Origin of the sequence: Streptomyces sp. NRRL B-24572, from assembly GCF_002156145.1 — a bacterium.
GTDB lineage: Bacteria > Actinomycetota > Actinomycetes > Streptomycetales > Streptomycetaceae > Streptomyces > Streptomyces vietnamensis.
Genome location: NZ_MWIG01001126.1, coordinates 1 through 2,102 on the forward strand (window position 1 = coordinate 1; position 2,102 = coordinate 2,102).

The window sequence follows — 2,102 nt, forward strand, 5'->3', positions numbered from 1 at the left end:
TTCTTCCACCACGGCGGCCACTCCCTCCTGGGCGCCCGCCTCACCAACCACATCGCCGGTGCCCTCGACGTCCGGCTCACCATCCGCGACGTCTTCCAGCACCCCACCCCCGCCCGGCTCGCCGAGCACATCGAATCCCTGAAGACCGCGCCGGCGAGGAAGGCCCGTCCCGCCCTCCGCCGCCGCACCACGACCGAGACGGTCTCCGAGACCGTCGCCGAGACCCAGACCGCCACCGTCACAGAACGGATCAGCTGATGAACACCTCCCCGACCCCCGCCCCCGAGGACGTCGTCTGGGACCTGCCCGGCGACCTGCCGCACCGCCTGTCGCTGCTCGTGCTCCCGCACGCCGGAGGCAACGCGCACGCGTACAGCGCGTGGCGCGAGCACCTCCCAGCCGACGTGCGGCTGCTCATCGGCCAGTACCCGGGCCGGGGCGCCCGCTTCAGCGAGGACCTGCCCGAGTCCGTCGACGACCTGGCGCTGCCCGTGGTCGACGCCCTCCCCGCGGACACCGGTGCCCTGGTGGTGCTCGGGCACAGCATGGGCTCCCTGGTCGCCTTCGAGGTCACCCGCGCACTGCAGGCCGTCGGCCGCAGCCCGCAGGGCCTGATCGCCTCCGCCTGCCGGGCGCCGGTGCTGCCCAACCAGTGCCCGGTGCACCCGGAACGGCTCGACGACGACGAGCTGGTCGCGGCGATCAAGGAGCGCGGCGGTACCGACGACGGCATCCTCGACGACGAGGAGCTCCGCGAGATCGTCCTGCCGTCCATCCGCGCCGACTTCGCCATCGACGACGCGTACCGGTGCACGGCCCCGGCCGTACGGCTCGACTGCCCGGTCGCGGTGTTCGGCGGGGACGCCGACCCGATCGTCCCGGTCGACCTGCTCGACGGCTGGTCCCTGGTGGCCGGACACCAGGTCGTGCCCCAGGTGCTGACCGGCGACCACTTCTACTTCCAGCAGGACCTGCCCGGCTTCTTCGCCCGCCTGAACCCGGTCCTGGAGACCCTGCACGCCTCCGCCCCCAGCAACGCCTGAGCCCGCCGTCGTCACCTGATACGAGGAGACCGCCCACCATGACCACGTACGCCCAGCGCCCGGCCGACACCGGGATCACCGCCGTCCGGGAGCCCGGCAAGCCGGCCCTCGTCCACACCCCCGCCTTCGACACCATGGCCGAGGCCACCGCCTGGCTGTCCGCCCAGCTCCCCGCCATCCAGGCCGAACTGCACCGTTCCGGCGCGGTCATGCTGCGCGGACTTCCGGTGACGGACACGGAGGCGTTCGCCGAGGCGCGGGACGTGCTGATCGCCCGGCGCGCCGGCTACAAGGAGAAGGCCACCCCGCGCAGCGACTTCGGCGAGGGCGTGTTCTCCTCCACCGACCTGCCGGCCGCCCAGGCGATCCGCCTGCACAACGAGAACAGCTACACCCTCGACTTCCCCGGCGTACTGCTCTTCGGCTGCGTCACCGCCCCCGAGACCGGTGGTGCGACCACCGTCGGCGACATGCGCAAGGCCCTCGCCCTGCTGCCGCAGGACCTGGTCGCACGGTTCGCCGAGGCCGGCTGGCTCCTCGTGCGCAACTACTCCGACCTGGCGGGCATGCCCTGGCGCAAGGCCTTCTCGTCGGACGAGCCCGCGGGCGCCGAGGAGTACTGCGACGCGAACGCGATCGGCTACGAGTGGCTCGACGAGGACACCCTGCGCACCCGCCAGCGCCGTTCCGCCGTCATCACCCACCCGGTGACCGGCGAACGCTCCTGGTTCAACCACTTCGCCTTCTGGAACGCCCGCAGCCTCGACGAGGACGTCCGCGAGGTCCTCACCGACACGTTCGGCGCGGACGGCCTGCCCTTCGACACCCGCCTGGGCGACGGCACGGCCCTCACCGACGCCGAGGTGGACGCGATCAACGACGTGTACCAGGCGGTCACCCTGCGGGAGAGCTGGCAGGCCGGTGACCTGATGCTCGTCGACAACATCCTCTGCGCGCACGGCCGGGAGTCGTACACCGGAGACCGGAAGATCGTCGTCGCCATGGGCGAGCCGGTACGGCTGTCCGACTGCTCCCCGACCTCCGCCCCCTCCACCACCC

The 2,102-nt window shown here is 72.3% G+C and carries 3 protein-coding genes; all 3 read left to right on the top strand.

All coding sequences use genetic code 11. The features are described 5' to 3' along the window. The coding region (locus CCN56_RS40760; RefSeq protein ID WP_143664844.1) for an acyl carrier protein at positions 1–258 on the top strand (258 nt) is incomplete at its 5' end. Next, positions 258–1,043, top strand: a complete 786-nt coding sequence (locus tag CCN56_RS40765; protein ID WP_086832558.1) for a thioesterase II family protein — start codon at positions 258–260, stop codon at positions 1,041–1,043. The genes CCN56_RS40760 and CCN56_RS40765, both read left to right, overlap by 1 nt. Positions 1,044–1,081: 38 nt before the next feature. Then, positions 1,082–2,102, top strand: a 1,021-nt coding sequence (locus CCN56_RS40770) for a TauD/TfdA family dioxygenase (protein WP_086832559.1), incomplete at its 3' end; no start/stop codon positions are given.

Bases quoted from the DNA above. Each gene is read 5' to 3' on its own strand.
- CCN56_RS40765 (WP_086832558.1), top strand. From the start codon at position 258: ATGAACACCTCCCCGACCCCCGCCCCCGAGGACGTCGTCTGGGACCTG.